Source organism: Pseudomonas gebzensis (assembly GCF_034427815.1).
GTDB lineage: Bacteria > Pseudomonadota > Gammaproteobacteria > Pseudomonadales > Pseudomonadaceae > Aquipseudomonas.
Map to the genome: position 1 here is coordinate 187,510 of NZ_JAXQNS010000001.1, position 13,306 is coordinate 200,815.

Consider the following 13,306-nt stretch of genomic DNA (forward strand, 5'->3'; position numbering starts at 1 on the left):
CGTCGAATCGTTGCTTGGTGCCCTGCACAAGCGGCTCAATACGCCGCCAGAGGGCCGCTGCGCTCCTCGCCACGCAACGTCAGGATTTCCACACCGCTCTGGGTGACCGCCACGGTATGTTCCCACTGCGCAGACAGGCCGCCGTCCCGAGTGACGACCGTCCAGCCATCGCGCAGCGTGCGGGTGTGGCGCGAACCTTGGTTGAGCATCGGCTCGATGGTGAACACCATGCCCGGCTTGAGCTTCATGCCCATGCCGCGCTGGCCGTAGTGCAGCACCTGCGGCGCTTCGTGCATCTGCTTGCCGATGCCATGCCCGCAGTATTCGCGGACCACGCTGTAGCCGGCAGCCTCGGCGTGACGCTGGATGGCATGGCCGATGTCGCCCAGGGTGGCGCCGGGACGGACCTGTTCGATGCCCTTGCACAAGGCCTGGTACGTGGTGTCGACCAGGCGCAAGGCTTCACTGTTGACCCGGCCCACGCAGTACATTTTCGAGGAATCGGCGATGTAGCCGCCTTGTTCCAGGGTGATGTCGACATTGATGATCGAGCCGTCGAGCAGCACTTCATCGTCCTTGGGCATACCGTGGCACACCACTGGGTCGACCGAGGTATTCAGCGCGTAGGGGAAGCCGTACTGGCCCTTGCTGGCAGGGCGCGCAGGGAGGGCGCGGATGAAGGCTTCGGCACGGTCGTTGATCTGCATCGTGGTCACGCCGGGGCGGATGAAGGCGTCCAGATCCGCGAACACCTGAGCCAGCAGGTGTCCAGCGTGGCGCATCAGTGCCAGCTGCGCGGCGTCCTTGATGATCACCTCGCTCATTGCAGCAGCGCCTTGAGATTGGCCTGTTCCTGGCGCAGCAACTGGCGCAGCAGTTGTTCGTAGTTCGATTGCGGATGCAGCTCGGCCAGCATGCCGAGGCGAATCCAGTGTTCGGCCTGGGCGTTGATCGAGCGCGACAGCGCGTTGCTGGCCACGCGCAGGTCCTGGTGCAAGGCGTCACCGATCTTGACGATACCCATGAGGGTCTCCTGGTATATGAAACGTATACAGAGCATATCGGCTCAACGTACCTTTAGGCCAGTGCCGGGCGGCCATGACTGCCCAGTGATGCGGTAAGCTGGTTGTCCGTCCTAGGCCTGCGCCGGTCCGCCGATGAACCTCGATACCCGTATCAAGTACCGTCACCTGCTGTGTTTTCTCGAGATCGCCCGCCAGGGCAGTCTGGCGCGTGCGGCCGATGCGCTGGCAATCAGTCAGCCGGCGATGTCCAAGAGCCTCAAGGAGCTTGAGACCCTGCTGGAAACCCGCCTGTTCGAGCGCAGCCGTCACGGCGCTCAGCTGACCGCTGCGGGCACGCGCTTGCTGCGCTATGCCGGGCCCAGCGTGCAGGCGTTGCGCGAGGGTGTTGGCAGCGTGCGTGGCGAGGCGCGGGCGCCGTCGCAGGTGCGCATCGGGGTGTTGTCGACGGTCGAGGGTTTGCTCATGCCCGAGGTGCTGTGTCGTCTTCACCAGCGCCACGAGGCGCTGGTGGTGAGTGTGGCCACTGGCGTGAGTGCGCAACTGCTCGGGCAGTTGCACTTGGGGGAGCTGGAGCTGGTAGTCGGGCGCATGACCGACAGCCCGCAGGTGCAGGGGTTGTCGTTCGAGCACCTGTACAATGAATCGATGAGCCTGGTTGTACGGGCAGGGCACCCACTCCTGGCCATGGGTTCCAGGGCGCGCGAGCGGGTCAGTGGTTACCCTCTGGTAGTGCCGCCGCAAGGGACGACGATCCGTCGGCACGCCGATAGCCTGTTCGTGCAATGTGCGATCCAGGTGCCGGCGCAACGCCTTGAAACCTTGTCGTTGTCGCTGAGCAGACGCTATGTCCTGGGCAGTGAGGCGATCTGGGTGGCGCCACGCGACGCGGTGTTGATCGACCTGCGCCAAGGCGACCTGGTCGAGCTTGACCTCGGCGGGCAGGAGCCGGGTGGCTCGGTCGGCATCTGTCGCAACGCGGCATTGCCGGCCAGCTTGCCTGCACAGTGGCTGTGTGAGGTGCTGCGCGAGGTGGCTGAGGCGTACCGCGCCGGCCGGTATCCCTGAGCCGCATGCGCGACGTTCGATGCGTGGGCGATCAATCCGCAGACGTTGGCCGGCGGGTCGATGAAGAAGCCTTTACCTGAGGAACTTCGCCGCCTTGCACTGCTCTCATGCCGGTAGCCATTGGTCCTGGCCGCCTGCTAAGCTCGCGGCTTTACCTGATTTGCCCCTCTGGCGCATGAACAAGGAATCAGCATGAAACAACATCGTCTGGCGGCTGCGGTTGCCCTGGTAGGTCTGGTGCTTGCAGGCTGCGACGCGAAGACCAGCGACGTCGAACTCAAGACGCCTTCGCAGAAAGCGTCTTACGGCATCGGTCTGAACATGGGCAAGAGTCTGGCCCAGGAAGGCATGGATGACCTCGATTCAAAAGCGGTCGCCCTCGGTATCGAAGATGCGGTCGGCAAAAAGGATCAGCGCCTGAAGGACGAAGAACTGGTAGAGGCGTTCACCGCGCTGCAAAAGCGTGCCGAAGAGCGTCTGACCAAGGCCAGCGAAGAAGCCTCGAGCGCAGGCAAGAAGTTCCTTGAGGAAAATGCCAAGAAGTCAGGTGTGGTCACCACCGATTCTGGCTTGCAGTACGAAGTCATCAAGAAGGCCGACGGCCCGCAGCCCAAGCCGACTGACGTCGTCACCGTTCATTACGAAGGCAAGCTCATCGACGGCAAGGTGTTCGACAGCTCCGTCGAGCGTGGCAGCCCGATCGATCTGCCGGTCAGCGGTGTGATTCCGGGTTGGGTCGAAGGTCTGCAACTGATGCACGTGGGCGAGACATACAAACTGTACATCCCGGCTGAGCTGGCTTACGGCGCGCAGAGCCCAAGCCCGCAGATCCCGGCCAACTCGGTGCTGGTGTTCGACCTCGAACTGCTTGGCATCAAGGATCCAAGCCAGGCCCAGGCGCCAGCGGCGGCAGAAGAAGCACCGGCCAAGTAAGACTGGCCTGCTACAGCAAACGCCCCGTGCTCACGGGGCGTTTTTGTGTCTGCCGGAGCGGCTGACGCATCGAGGCGAACCCTGTTCGCCTGTCACTGTCCCAGACAATGCAGCCGGTGCATCGTGTTCTGGCTGCGGTAAGCAAATCATTGCACGGCTGAAATGACTGTGTAAAAAATACCCGATCTAAGCGCGGCCCTTGTTTCGTGGGCGTAACACGCTGAAAACACGACCCTGTTCACAAGGTTATCCACAATAAATGTGGATAACCCGCCCGCTTTCCGGAGGTCCAATGAGTGCACCGTGGAATTTTGCCCGTTTCCTGCCATTGGCCGAGCGCCTGCTCAGCCGGGGTCGGCTGCCGGCGTTGCTGTTCGCTGTGGCGCGCAAGGGCCCCAAGCTTGGCAAGATGCGTGAGGATCTGCGGCTGATGCAGTCGCTGTGTCTGGCGTGGTGGCGGGGCGAGTACCGTGCCATCAGCAAGAAATCCCTGATCACCATCGTCGCCGGGTTGCTGTACTTCGTGAGTCCGATCGATGCAATCCCTGACTGGATTCTCGGGGTCGGCTTTCTGGATGACATTGCCGTGCTCGGCTGGGTGGTGAAGACGGTTGCCGATGAACTTGCCAGCTTCAAGGCCTGGCGCGATGCTCAGTCGCCTGAGCGTTTGCAGGCCGTGGAGCGTCTCCCGGCCAGCCCGCAGGCATTGATCCTGGAAAAGCCTCCCGCCTGATTTGGCGCGCGCCGTACCCTTCTTCGCTCGAGTGGATATAATTGGCCTAGGCATTATGCCAATTGGGTGCATGCCGCGCCCCTGCCAGAGAGGTTCAGTAATGGGTATTCAGGTCATCAGCCGGGACGGTCAGCCCGAGTACGCCGTCGTTCCCTGGGCGCAATTCCAGGCGTTGTTGAAGGCCGCAGGGCAAGATCCCATCAGCGTGTCTGCGGCACAGCCCGAAGCCGCCACCCCAGCCCCTGCTCCTGTCAGCCAGCCGGCCCTCGCCGAGCTGGCTTCGTTGCGTGAGGCCAAAGCCATCGCGCCTGAGGCCCTGGCGCGCAACGTGGGCATCAGCCCGGCTTACCTGGCAATGATCGAGGCCGGTGAGCGCGAGCCGGGCGCAGCCATTCGCCGGGCCCTGGCCTGGCACCTGGGGGTGCCTGGCTGGAGCGACGAGCCATGAGCCAGGTGAGGATCAGCCGCCAGCACTGGCACGGCCTGCTCGGCGAGCTCGACCTGGCGCGCCGCCAGCGCCACTTGCTCACCTACCGCGCCCTGATCGAGCGCCTGCAACTGCCCAGCCCGGCCATGCAGACGCTCACCGCAGCACTTGAGCACCTCGCCGTGCTCGATGCTCGCGCCGAGCAACCGCTGCGCAGCTCACTGGTGATCAGCCAGGGCGCGAGCCGCTTGCCGCGCACCGGTTTTTTCGAGTGCGCCGAGCGGCTAGGGCGTTTCACCGGGCCGGTGGATGGCCTGGAAGCGGCATCGTGGCATGCGTCGGAAGTGGTCCGGGTGTTCGAGTACAGCTACCCCGAAGCCACCTGATTTCGCCTGCGCCTGCAGGCAGCGTTTGCCCGTGCGGCAACGAGAAGGGCCGAGCATTCACATGCTCGGCCCTTTGCTTTGACGCTGAATTGACTCGCAGGCTTACTGCTTGGCCACCTTGCCACTCGCGCTCAGATAGTCGAGCAGGATACGACCGGTTTCCACCAGGTAGGCATCCTCTTCGGGCTTGGTGTCGTCATCCTCGCTCGGCAGAGCATCCTCGTCGACTTTCTTGAGCTCCTTGAGCGGCTCTTCACCTTTGGCCTTGCGACGGATGTTCTCCAGTGCCAGCTGCTTGGCATCGATCTCATCGTGACGCTTACGGCGCTCCTGCTCGTTGAGGCTGACGGTCTTTTCGTTCATCAGCTGCTGCGTCAGGGCCAGACGGTCACGGATGTAGGTGAACTCGGCGTCCTTCATGCTGCGCGCCTCGTGTTGTGCTTTCAGGCGCTCCAGGTACGGCTTGAAGGGATCGACCGCCGGTTTGACCACTGGGCGGATGGTGTCCCACGGCATGGCTTCGGGCAGCGCGCTTTCGCCGATTTCCTTGGTGTCGATGATCGATGGGTAATCGATGTCAGGCAGCACGCCCTGATGCTGGGTGCTCTGCCCGGACACGCGATAGAACTTGGCCAAGGTCAGTTTCAGTTCGCCATGGTTGAGCGGCTGAATGGTTTGCACCGTGCCCTTGCCGAAGGTCTGACCGCCAATGATCAACGCGCGGTGGTAGTCCTGCATGGCGCCAGCGAAAATCTCCGAGGCCGAGGCCGAGAGGCGGTTGACCAGCAGCGTCAGCGGACCCTTGTAGAAGGCACCGGGGTTTTCATCTTCCAGCACATCGACGCGGCCATCGCTGTTGCGTACCAGCACGGTCGGGCCCTTGTCGATGAACAGGCTGGTCAGCTCGGTGGCTTCCTGCAGCGAGCCACCGCCGTTGTTGCGCAAGTCGATGACCACGCCGTCGACCTTGTCTTTCTGCAGCTCGGTCAGCAGTTTCTTGACGTCGCGGGTCGTGCTCTTGTAGTCCGGGTCGCCGGCGCGGTAGGCCTTGAAATCGAGGTAGAACGCCGGAATCTCGATGACGCCCAGTTTGTAGTCGCGGCCATCCTGCTTGAGGTTGAGGATCGACTTCTTCGCCGCCTGCTCCTCGAGTTTCACCGCCTCGCGGGTGATGGACACGATCTTGGTGGTCTGGTCGTTTGGCGGATTATTGGCCGGAATCACCTCAAGGCGCACCACCGAACCCTTCGGCCCACGGATCAGCTTGACCACCTCATCCAGGCGCCAGCCGACCACGTCGACCATTTCCTTGTTGCCCTGGGCAACGCCAATGATCTTGTCAGCCGGGGCCACTTGCTTGGTCTTGGCGGCAGGCCCTGCCGGCACCAGGCGCACGATCTTCACCTGATCATTGTCGCTCTGCAGCACCGCACCGATGCCTTCGAGCGACAGGCTCATGTTGATGTCGAAGTTTTCCGCGCTGTCGGGTGACAGGTAGTTGGTGTGCGGATCGTACGACATCGCGAAGGTATTGATGTAGGCCTGGAAGATGTCTTCGGCACGGGTCTGATCAAGGCGCGCGAGCTGGTTCTTGTAGCGTTTGGTCAGGGTTTCCTGAATCTGCTTGAGGTCCTTGCCGGCGATCTTCTGGCGCAGCACTTCGTCTTTCACGCGCTTGCGCCACAGGTCGTCGAGCTCGGCGTCGTTCTTCAACCAAGGGGCGTCCTTGCGCTCGACCAGCAGGGTTTCGTGGGTGGTGAAGTCGAGCTTGTCGACGCCCTTGTTCAACTCGCCCAGGGCGAAGTCAAGGCGGGCCTTCACGCGATTGAGGTAACGCTTGTAGATGATGAAGCCGGGATCGAGGTTGCCGTTTTTGAGAAAGTCGTCGAATTGCGTTTTCCATTTGTCGAATTCGACAATGTCGGCGGCGGTGAAGTAGCTGCGCGAGGGATCCAACAGCTTGATGTAGCTGTCGTAGATGATGACCGAGCGGGCATCGTCCAACGGCGGTTTGCTGTAGTGGTGGCGCTTGAGCAACTCGACGACGTTGAGGCTGGCGACCACTTCATCGCGATCGGGCTTGAGCGAGTCCCATTTGTTGGCGGCCGAGGCATTGGCGATCAGCGCGAAACTGCCCAGACCGATGAACAGGGCGAGTGCAGTACGAGGTAGAAAATGCTTCATGCTGATTCGACGTGGAGGCAATTGAACACGCATAGTAGGCCGTCTTTTCCGTGCGCCGGTTCCATCGAGCCGGACAAATATTGCAAAAGCCCGAGGCATCGTGCCTCGGGCTCAGTCATGAACCAACTATGGAGGCACTGTGAAGGCATTGCAAGGCGTTGACGGACACGTAACCTGGGTGGATGCACCACGTCCTGCGTGCGATGCAGGGCAAGTTCGCATTCGCGTGGCAGCCGCAGGGTTGAACCGCGCCGACCTGCTGCAACGCGCCGGTCATTATCCGCCGCCGCCCGGTGCCAGCCCTTACCTGGGCCTGGAATGCGCCGGGGTGATCGAGGAAGTCGGTGCTGGGGTTGATTGGCGCGTGGGCGAGCGCGTGTGCGCGTTGCTGGCCGGTGGGGGGATCGCCGAGGAAGTGGTGGTCGATGCGCGCCATGTGCTGCCGGTGCCCGAAGGCCTGAGCCTGCATGAAGCCGCTGCCATTCCCGAGGTCTACGCCACGGCCTGGCTCAACCTGTTCCAGCTGGCTGGGTTGCAGCCCGGCGAAAAGGTGCTGGTGCATGCCGGTGCCAGTGGTGTGGGTTCTGCGGCCATCCAGCTGTGCAAGGCGTTCGGCAACCCGTTGTGGGTCAGCGTCGGCTCGGCGCAGCGCCTGGCCTATTGCCAGGCGTTGGGCGCCAGCGGGGGTGTGGTGCGCAACGAGAACCTCGATGCACTGCGCGACCTTGGCCCGTTCGATGTGGTGCTCGATCCTGTGGGCGCCAGTTACGTCGACCTGAACCTGGACCTGCTGGCCCGTGACGGGCGCTGGGTCATCATTGGTCTCATGAGCGGCCGCAAGGCTGAGTTCGACCTGGCCCAGGTGCTGGGCAAACGCCTGCACATCACCGGCTCGACCCTGCGCAACCGTGACGATGAGTTCAAGGCGCAACTGCTCGGCGAACTGCGTCAGCAGGTCTGGCCGCTGTTCACGGAAGGGCGGTTGAGTGCGCAGTTGGTCGATACCTATCCGGTCGCCTTTGCCGAGGCCGCCTACACCGAGCTTGAAAGCAACCAGGTGTCGGGCAAGCTGGTGCTGGTGGTAGACGCTTCGCTGAGCTGATGTCCCCGACTGTCGGCGCCAGTGGCCCGCCGTTGAGGGCGGGCCACTGTTCCAGCCGGTCAGTCGGTGCTCAAGACCAAGTCAGGATCGGCCAACCCTGGGCCTGGGCATGCTCGCGCAGCACCCCATCAGGATTCACCGCCCGCGGATGGTCAACGCGCTGGAGCAGCGGCAGGTCATTGAGCGAGTCGGAATAGAAACTCGCGCCTTGCAGGTTTTCCTGCTCCTGATCCAGCCACTGCATCAGCCGCTGCACCTTGCCTTCGCGGTACGTCAGCACGCCTTGGGTGTGGCCGGTGTAGACGCCGTGGGCCGTTTCGAGCTCGATCGCCAAATACTCCTCAACGCCCAGTCGGGCGGCAATCGGCCCGACCAGGTGCGCGCCCGAAGCCGAGATGATCAGCACGCGGTCGCCTGCCTGACGATGCTCGGCGATGCAGCGGCAGGCATCGCCGAAGATGATCGGCTCGATCACATCCTCGACCCACGGCTCGACCAAGTGCTCGATTTCTTCCGGTGTGCGCCCGGCAATCGGCTCAAGGCTGAAGGCCATGTACTCCTCCATGCGCAGCTGGCCTTTGCCGTAGGCGTCCAGCATCTCGGCGTCCTTGCGCAGGAACGAGTCGGCGTCGACCCAGCCCAGCCGTGCCATCTGCGCGCACCAGAGCGACGCACAATCGCCGTGGATGAGGGTTTCGTCGAGATCGAAAATTGCCAAAGCCATACCTGAAAACTCCTAAGCCACTTCTCGCAGCGCGGTCGGATCGATCCTCAAGGATACGCGTTTGCCCGCAGCGTGCAGATCCGCAGCCGAACGATTGAGCACATCCACCACCAACGCCACGCCGCGCACCTCGACGCGGTAACGAATGACGTTGCCCAGCAGGCTGTGCCCGCAGATCAGTGCGTCCAGCTCGCCATCGCTGCCCAGGCTGATGGCTTCGGGTCGGATGGCCAGACGGCTGTTGATCGGGCGCTGCAGCAAGCGGCTGGCAGCGTCCGCCTCCAGCAGGTTGTAGTTGCCGATGAAGCCGGCGGCGAACACATCGACGGGTGCGGTGTAGAGCGTCTCGGCATCACCGCTCTGCACGATGCGGCCCTGGTTCATCAGGAAGATGCGGTCTGACATCGTCAGCGCTTCTTCCTGGTCATGGGTGACGAAGAGGGTGGTCAGGCCCAGCTCGCGCTGGATCGCGCGGATCTGCTCGCGCAGGTGCTTGCGGATGCGCGCATCCAGCGCCGACAGCGGCTCATCGAGCAGCAGCAGGCGCGGACGGGTGACCAGCGAGCGGGCCAGGGCCACCCGCTGGCACTGGCCGCCCGACAGCTGATGCGGGTAGCGGCTGGCGAAGGTTCCCAGTTCCACCAGGTCGAGCACCTCGCGCACGCGCTGGCGGCTGTCCTCGGTCGGCACCTTCTGCATGCGCAAGCCAAAGGCGACGTTCTGCTCGACGCTCATGTTGGGAAACAGCGCATAGCTTTGAAACACCATGCCGATGCCACGCTTTTGTGGGCTGATCGGCACCAGGTCCTGGCCATCGAGCAGGATCCGCCCGCCATCGACCGGGGTCAGCCCGGCAATGCAGCGCAGCAGGGTGGACTTGCCGCAGCCCGAGGGGCCGAGCAAGGTAACGAATTCGCCTTGGGCGATCTCGCAGTTGATGTCGTCGAACACGGTACTGCCGGCGTAGCGCTTGTGCAGGTTCTGTACGCTGACGAAGCTCATTTCAGGTCTTGTCCTTGTTCAGGCGATTGGCAACCCAGGTCATGGCCAGCACGAAGGCGAAGTAGGAGATCACCAGCGCGCTGTTGAAGTGGCCGCTGCTGTTACGCATGTTGTTCAGGTACACCTGCAAGGTTTCATAGCGGGTGCCCACCAGCAGGTTGGCGAACACGAACTCGCCGAACAGGAACGAGAACGACAGCAGCAGCGCCACCATCAAGCCTTTGCGCAGGTTCGGCAGCACCACCAGAAACGCCGCTTGCCAGGTGCTGGCGCCGAGCAGTTGGGCGGCGTCCATCAGGTCGCGCAGGTTGATGGCCTGCAGGTTGTTGGTGATGGCGCGGTACATGAAGGGCAGGGCGATGGTGAAGTAGCAGCCGATGAGAATCCAGGGTGTGCCGACCATCGCCATCGGGCCGCTGCCATAGAGCTGCAGCAAGCCCACCGACGACACCACCGGCGGCACCGCGAAGGGCAGCAGAATCAGCACGTTCATCAGCGCGTCCAGCCGCGGGAAGTGGTAATGCACCACGAACAACAAGGGCAGGATCAGCACTACCGACAGCAGCAGCGCCCCCACGCAGACCAGCAACGACTGGCCGAACGCGGCCAGAAAGCGCGGCTCGCTCCACAGCGCCACGTACCATTTCAGGGTCAAGCCGCTGGGCAGCAGGCTCGCCGACCAGCTGGTCGACAGCGAATAGAGCAATGTGCCGGCCAACGGCAGCAGCAGCACAGCGAACAGCAGGTACACCACCACGCGGTGGTACAGCCCGCCCTTGGCGGATTCAGCGCGCATGGTAGCTCCTTCTCAACAGCCACTGATGGGCAACGGTGACGATGGTCATCAAGCCCACCAGCACCATGGCCAAGGCACTGGCCAGGTTCGGGTCGAGGCTGATATCGCCGGCCACCAGCGCGGCGATGCGGATCGGCAACACGTTGAAGTTGCCCGTGGTCAGCGCATACACCGTGGCGTAGGCGCCCAGGGCGTTGGCCAGCAGGATGACGAACGTGCCGAGCAGGGCGGGGGTCAGCACCGGCAGGCCGACGTGCCGCCAGTATTGCCAGGCGCTGGCACCGAGCAATGCTGCCGATTCGCGCCAGTCTTCGCGCAGGGCATCGAAGGCCGGGTACAGCAGCAGTACCCCAAGCGGAATCTGGAAGTAGGTGTACACCAGGATCAGCCCGGCCTTGGAATAGATGCTGAAGTCATCCAGCACGCCGATCTGCTTGAGCAGCAGGGTCAGCGCGCCATTGAAGCCGAGCAGGATGATGAAGGCGAACGCCAGCGGCACACCGGAGAAGTTGCTGGTCATGTTGGCGAAGGCGCTGACGAAGTCGCGCAGGCGCGAATCCACCTGGCGCAACGAATACGCCCCCAGCACGGCGACCACGATGCCGAACAGGCTCGACCAGAAGCTGATTTCCAGGCTGCGTTGCAACGCTTGCAGGTAGAACTTCGAGCTGAACACCTTGATGAAGTTGTCCAGCCCCCAGCCGGCTTCGCTCTGCACGCTGTTGACGGCCACCCAGGCCAGCGGCGCGATCTGAAAGACGATGAAGAACACCGCGAAGGGGAGCAGGCAGAGCAGTGCGAGGTAGCGCCCCTTGGGCTGGGCGCTCACCGGAGCAGCTCCCGGCACACGGTCTTGTCGTGCGCAGCGCCGAGCAGTTCGCAGAGTGTGCCGCACAGCTGGGTTTGCAGCGGCTTGGCGTTGGGGTCGAGGCTGAAGGCTTCACCGAAGACAAACAACGGCACCTCCCGCTCTTCGGTCAAAAGGCCATTGTGCGAACGGTCGTTGTTCATGCCGTGATCGGCAGTGACCAGCACTTGATAGCCCTCTTCGAGCCAGCGCGGCAGATAGTCGGCCAGCAGAATGTCCAGGCTGCGCGCGGCATTGCGGTACTGGCTGCTGTCCAGGCCGTGGTGGTGGCCGGCATCGTCGATGCTCATGGGGTGGACCAGGAGAAAATTCGGTGCATGGCGACGGCGCAGGTACTCGGCGTCGGCCAGCAGATGGGAATCGGGGTAGTGGTCGACGAAGTAGAACAGGCCATGCTGGATCGGCAGCTTGGGCGCGTGGGTATGGCGGTCGCGTTGCGGGTCGAACGGCGAGCGGTTGTACAGCTCGCTGATCCAGTGATACGCCGCAGCGGCCGTGCCCAGGTTCGCTTCGCGGGCGTAATGGAACACGCTGCGTTGGTTGGACAGGCGATTGACCTGGTTGTGCACGATGCCGCTGTCGATGGGTGGCGTGCCGGTGAGAATGCACTCGTACAGCGGGCGCGACAGTGACGGTAACTCGCATTGCAGCCGGTACAGCGCGGCACGCTCGGCTTCGACGTAGGCGTGCAGGTGGCCCATGGCGTGCAGGGCGACCTGGAAATTGAGGCCGTCGAGCAAGACCAGGATGACGTTGTGCTTCATTCGAGGCTCCGAACCAGAAGAGGCGGGGGCGCCAGGCGCCCCCGGGCAGGGCGGGGTGTCACTCCATTTCGATGATGACCTGCTCCTGCCACTTCTGCGGCAAGGCTTTGGAGGTGCTCTCCCAGGCAACGGGATCCTTGATCGGCTGAGCTGCGGCGTACTGCTCGTTGGGCAGCAGCTTGGCCTTGGCTTCATCCGAAAGCTTCACGTGCTCGGCGCGGATCGGCCGGGCATGGCCCAGAGCCAGGTTGGTCTGGCCGGCATCACTGAAGATGTACTCACGCGCCAGCTTGGCCGCGTTGGGGTTCTTCGCGTACTTGTTGATGATGGTGGTGTAGCCGGAGGTGATCGAGCCGTCCGAAGGAATCAGCACTTCAAAGCGCTTGGGGTCGATCTGGTCGCGGTAGCTCAGGCCGTTGAAGTCCCACACCACGCCGACTTCCACTTCACCTTTTTCGAGGGTCTGGATGGTCGGATTGGCCAGCGACAGGCGTTTTTGCTGTGCCAGTTTGGTGAACAGCTGCAGGCCCGGCTCGACGTTGCTTTCATTCCCCTTGTAGGCAATGGCTGCAGCGAGCACGCCGTTGGCGGCCTGGGCGGCGGTGCCGACGTCACCGATGGCGACCTTGTAGGTGCCTTTTTCCAGGTCATGCCAGGTCTTGGGACGATCCTTTTCCTTGACCAGGTCCTTGTTGATGATGAAAGCGATGGTGCCGGTATAGGCCAGCGCCCAGTGGCCGTCCTGGTCCTTGGCCCACGTCGGGATCTGATCCCAGGTGCTCGGCTTGTACGCCTGGGTCACGCCCTTGGCCACGGCGATGGGGCCGAAGGCAGCACCGACGTCACCGATATCGGCGCTGGCATTGCCTTTTTCGGCATCGAACTTGGCGATTTCCTGGGCCGAGCTCATGTCGGTATCACTGTGCTTGAGACCGTATTTCTTCGCCAGGTCGTCCCAGGTGCCTTTCCAGTTGGCCCACGCATCGGGCATGCCCACGCTGTTGACCGCGCCTTCTTTGCGGGCGGCGTCTTCCAGGGTTTTCAAGTCGGTGTCCGCGGCCATCGCCGAGGTGCACAGGGCAATGGTCGAGCCCAGCAGTGTGGCCATGAAAAACTGTTTCATCCGAAGCTCCTTTGGGGATGCCATGCACTCAGTGGTGTAAAGGGAAAGCGTGCTTGCGAACAGGTTGGTCTAGGTCAGCAACTCTCGAGCCAAGGTAGGCCGCTTGCGTGACAGTTTGATGTAGCGCGCAACGGGCCCGGGTACGTGCGGGCCTCTGGAGCTCAAGCGTAGACC

General features: G+C 62.9%; 15 protein-coding genes. 6 read left to right on the forward strand and 9 right to left on the reverse strand.

Going from position 1 to position 13,306, the window contains the following annotated elements:
• Positions 1 to 35: 35 nt before the first annotated feature.
• Positions 36 to 824 (reverse strand): type I methionyl aminopeptidase, encoded by a 789-nt coding sequence (gene map, locus SJI00_RS00865; RefSeq protein ID WP_322459877.1) that lies wholly within the window; start codon positions 822 to 824, stop codon positions 36 to 38.
• On the reverse strand, positions 821 to 1,024 hold the full coding sequence (locus SJI00_RS00870; RefSeq protein ID WP_322459878.1) for a ParD-like family protein: 204 nt from the start codon (positions 1,022 to 1,024) through the stop codon (positions 821 to 823). The genes map and SJI00_RS00870 overlap by 4 nt, the downstream gene beginning before the upstream one ends.
• Before the next feature lie 133 nt (positions 1,025 to 1,157).
• Between SJI00_RS00870 and pcaQ the strand changes: the two genes are divergently transcribed.
• The 5 genes from pcaQ (at position 1,158) to SJI00_RS00895 (ending at position 4,569) form a co-directional block, all read left to right on the forward strand.
• Positions 1,158 to 2,090: a pca operon transcription factor PcaQ gene (pcaQ, locus tag SJI00_RS00875; protein ID WP_322459879.1), complete on the forward strand. Its 933-nt coding sequence runs from the start codon at positions 1,158 to 1,160 to the stop codon at positions 2,088 to 2,090.
• A gap of 192 nt (positions 2,091 to 2,282) precedes the next feature.
• Positions 2,283 to 3,023 (forward strand): BamJ family beta-barrel-assembly machinery protein, encoded by a 741-nt coding sequence (gene bamJ / locus SJI00_RS00880; RefSeq protein ID WP_322459880.1) that lies wholly within the window; start codon positions 2,283 to 2,285, stop codon positions 3,021 to 3,023.
• A gap of 292 nt (positions 3,024 to 3,315) precedes the next feature.
• On the forward strand, positions 3,316 to 3,756 hold the full coding sequence (locus SJI00_RS00885) for a YkvA family protein (protein ID WP_322459881.1): 441 nt from the start codon (positions 3,316 to 3,318) through the stop codon (positions 3,754 to 3,756).
• 100 nt (positions 3,757 to 3,856) lie between these two features.
• Positions 3,857 to 4,204 (forward strand): helix-turn-helix domain-containing protein, encoded by a 348-nt coding sequence (locus tag SJI00_RS00890; protein WP_322459882.1) that lies wholly within the window; start codon positions 3,857 to 3,859, stop codon positions 4,202 to 4,204.
• A complete protein-coding gene (locus SJI00_RS00895) occupies positions 4,201 to 4,569 on the forward strand; it encodes a hypothetical protein (protein WP_322459883.1) in 369 nt (122 codons plus the stop codon). Before SJI00_RS00890 ends, SJI00_RS00895 begins: the two co-directional genes overlap by 4 nt.
• 102 nt (positions 4,570 to 4,671) lie before the next feature.
• Here SJI00_RS00895 and SJI00_RS00900 read toward each other — a convergent pair whose 3' ends face one another.
• Positions 4,672 to 6,753: a carboxy terminal-processing peptidase gene (locus SJI00_RS00900; RefSeq protein WP_322459884.1), complete on the reverse strand. Its 2,082-nt coding sequence runs from the start codon at positions 6,751 to 6,753 to the stop codon at positions 4,672 to 4,674.
• Between the two features lie 139 nt (positions 6,754 to 6,892).
• On the opposite strand from SJI00_RS00900, the gene SJI00_RS00905 reads away from it, so the two are divergent.
• On the forward strand, positions 6,893 to 7,855 hold the full coding sequence (locus SJI00_RS00905) for an NAD(P)H-quinone oxidoreductase (RefSeq protein ID WP_322459885.1): 963 nt from the start codon (positions 6,893 to 6,895) through the stop codon (positions 7,853 to 7,855).
• A 70-nt stretch (positions 7,856 to 7,925) separates the two neighbouring features.
• Here SJI00_RS00905 and SJI00_RS00910 read toward each other — a convergent pair whose 3' ends face one another.
• The 6 genes from SJI00_RS00910 to SJI00_RS00935 are packed head-to-tail and all read right to left on the reverse strand — an operon-like array spanning position 7,926 to position 13,132.
• Entirely contained in the window at positions 7,926 to 8,579 is a 654-nt protein-coding gene (locus SJI00_RS00910; RefSeq protein WP_322459886.1) for an HAD family hydrolase, read from the reverse strand.
• A gap of 12 nt (positions 8,580 to 8,591) precedes the next feature.
• Positions 8,592 to 9,581 carry an ABC transporter ATP-binding protein gene (locus tag SJI00_RS00915; protein ID WP_322459887.1) on the reverse strand — a complete coding sequence of 330 codons (990 nt, stop codon included), beginning with the start codon at positions 9,579 to 9,581 and terminating at the stop codon, positions 8,592 to 8,594.
• Position 9,582: 1 nt separating this feature from the next.
• Positions 9,583 to 10,377, reverse strand: a complete 795-nt coding sequence (locus SJI00_RS00920) for an ABC transporter permease (protein WP_322459888.1) — start codon at positions 10,375 to 10,377, stop codon at positions 9,583 to 9,585.
• Positions 10,367 to 11,206: an ABC transporter permease gene (locus SJI00_RS00925; protein WP_322459889.1), complete on the reverse strand. Its 840-nt coding sequence runs from the start codon at positions 11,204 to 11,206 to the stop codon at positions 10,367 to 10,369. The genes SJI00_RS00920 and SJI00_RS00925 overlap by 11 nt, the downstream gene beginning before the upstream one ends.
• Positions 11,203 to 12,009: an alkaline phosphatase family protein gene (locus tag SJI00_RS00930; RefSeq protein WP_322459890.1), complete on the reverse strand. Its 807-nt coding sequence runs from the start codon at positions 12,007 to 12,009 to the stop codon at positions 11,203 to 11,205. The genes SJI00_RS00925 and SJI00_RS00930 overlap by 4 nt, the downstream gene beginning before the upstream one ends.
• A gap of 58 nt (positions 12,010 to 12,067) precedes the next feature.
• A complete protein-coding gene (locus SJI00_RS00935; RefSeq protein ID WP_322459891.1) occupies positions 12,068 to 13,132 on the reverse strand; it encodes an ABC transporter substrate-binding protein in 1,065 nt (354 codons plus the stop codon).
• Between the last annotated feature and the right edge of the window lie 174 nt (positions 13,133 to 13,306).

Bases quoted from the DNA above. Each gene is read 5' to 3' on its own strand.
- map (WP_322459877.1), bottom strand. From the start codon at position 824: ATGAGCGAGGTGATCATCAAGGACGCCGCGCAGCTGGCACTGATGCGC.
- SJI00_RS00870 (WP_322459878.1), bottom strand. From the start codon at position 1,024: ATGGGTATCGTCAAGATCGGTGACGCCTTGCACCAGGACCTGCGCGTG.
- pcaQ (WP_322459879.1), top strand. From the start codon at position 1,158: ATGAACCTCGATACCCGTATCAAGTACCGTCACCTGCTGTGTTTTCTC.
- bamJ (WP_322459880.1), top strand. From the start codon at position 2,283: ATGAAACAACATCGTCTGGCGGCTGCGGTTGCCCTGGTAGGTCTGGTG.
- SJI00_RS00885 (WP_322459881.1), top strand. From the start codon at position 3,316: ATGAGTGCACCGTGGAATTTTGCCCGTTTCCTGCCATTGGCCGAGCGC.
- SJI00_RS00890 (WP_322459882.1), top strand. From the start codon at position 3,857: ATGGGTATTCAGGTCATCAGCCGGGACGGTCAGCCCGAGTACGCCGTC.
- SJI00_RS00895 (WP_322459883.1), top strand. From the start codon at position 4,201: ATGAGCCAGGTGAGGATCAGCCGCCAGCACTGGCACGGCCTGCTCGGC.
- SJI00_RS00900 (WP_322459884.1), bottom strand. From the start codon at position 6,753: ATGAAGCATTTTCTACCTCGTACTGCACTCGCCCTGTTCATCGGTCTG.
- SJI00_RS00910 (WP_322459886.1), bottom strand. From the start codon at position 8,579: ATGGCTTTGGCAATTTTCGATCTCGACGAAACCCTCATCCACGGCGAT.
- SJI00_RS00915 (WP_322459887.1), bottom strand. From the start codon at position 9,581: ATGAGCTTCGTCAGCGTACAGAACCTGCACAAGCGCTACGCCGGCAGT.
- SJI00_RS00920 (WP_322459888.1), bottom strand. From the start codon at position 10,377: ATGCGCGCTGAATCCGCCAAGGGCGGGCTGTACCACCGCGTGGTGGTG.
- SJI00_RS00930 (WP_322459890.1), bottom strand. From the start codon at position 12,009: ATGAAGCACAACGTCATCCTGGTCTTGCTCGACGGCCTCAATTTCCAG.
- SJI00_RS00935 (WP_322459891.1), bottom strand. From the start codon at position 13,132: ATGAAACAGTTTTTCATGGCCACACTGCTGGGCTCGACCATTGCCCTG.